This is a genomic window from Emticicia sp. (assembly GCF_049241225.1).
Taxonomy (GTDB): domain Bacteria; phylum Bacteroidota; class Bacteroidia; order Cytophagales; family Spirosomataceae; genus Emticicia.
The window spans coordinates 1-1,052 of record NZ_JBMLRC010000491.1; the positions used below are offsets into that span (position 1 = coordinate 1).

The following is a 1,052-nucleotide window of genomic DNA, read 5'->3' on the forward strand; positions in this document are numbered from 1 at the left end:
TTCCTTCAATCCTTATTACTCGCCACCACAGTTTTATCAAGCATTTTGGCGGTTTTTACTAACTTTATAAACTCAGCACGGTAGCCTTCTTCGTCGGAGCCTTTAGCGTTTTTGGCTAAATCAATTACTTGCTCATAATTAGCCATTCCTTTAAACTCTGATTGACGTAAAATTAGCCCAAACTCGGCCACAGCAACGGCAAATCTAAAATTTTCGGAGGTTTTATCGAATGACGTTTGCTGGTCAGTTATTACTTTTTCCATCAATTTACTTTTGTTTTCATCGGGCGATTTATAACGTAATTTGACAGTAAGCACTTCGTTGGATTGAGCAGCGGCAGAAAGGTCGTTTTCGGTTTGGTATTTTAGTGAGTCGATATTTTTCAAGTACGCACTTTCTACGCCCACTGGCACGATTTCGTATAAAGCCGTGACCGTATGCCCCGAACCCATTTCTCCCGCATCTTTTTTATCATCATTAAAATCTTCATTACGCAACATTCGGTTTTCGTAACCAATTAAACGATAGGCTTTTACAAATTTTGGGTTAAACTCCAATTGCAGTTTCACATCTTTGGCCACCGTAAACATCGTTCCGCCAAATTCATGCACAAAAACCTTCTGGGCTTCTTGCAGATTATCAATGTAGGCGTAGTTTCCGTTGCCTTTATCGGCCAAAGTTTCCATTTTATTATCCTTATAATTGCCCATTCCGAAGCCCAAAACACTCAAAAATACGCCACTATTGCGTTTTTCTTCTATCAGAGACTTCAATTCTGCCTCGCTCGAAACACCCACATTAAAATCGCCATCACTTGCCAAAATCACTCGGTTATTTCCGCCTTTTATCAAGTTTTCGGTGGCAATTTTGTAAGCTAATTTTATACCTTCGCCACCTGCGGTTGAGCCTCCCGCTTGTAGGTTTTCGAGAGCATCTTTGATTTTACCTTTGTCAGAGGTCGGCGAAAGTACCAAACCCGCCGCACCCGCATAAACCACGATTGAAACTTTATCTTGCGGACGAAGTTGGTCGGTCAATAAATAAAGTGCTTG

At 41.2% G+C, this 1,052-nt stretch carries 1 protein-coding gene; it reads right to left on the reverse strand.

Going from position 1 to position 1,052, the window contains the following annotated elements; genetic code table 11:
• Positions 1-5: 5 nt before the first annotated feature.
• Positions 6-1,052: vWA domain-containing protein (locus ACOVO2_RS25470; RefSeq protein WP_421772685.1), on the reverse strand; the 1,047-nt coding region annotated here is incomplete at its 5' end.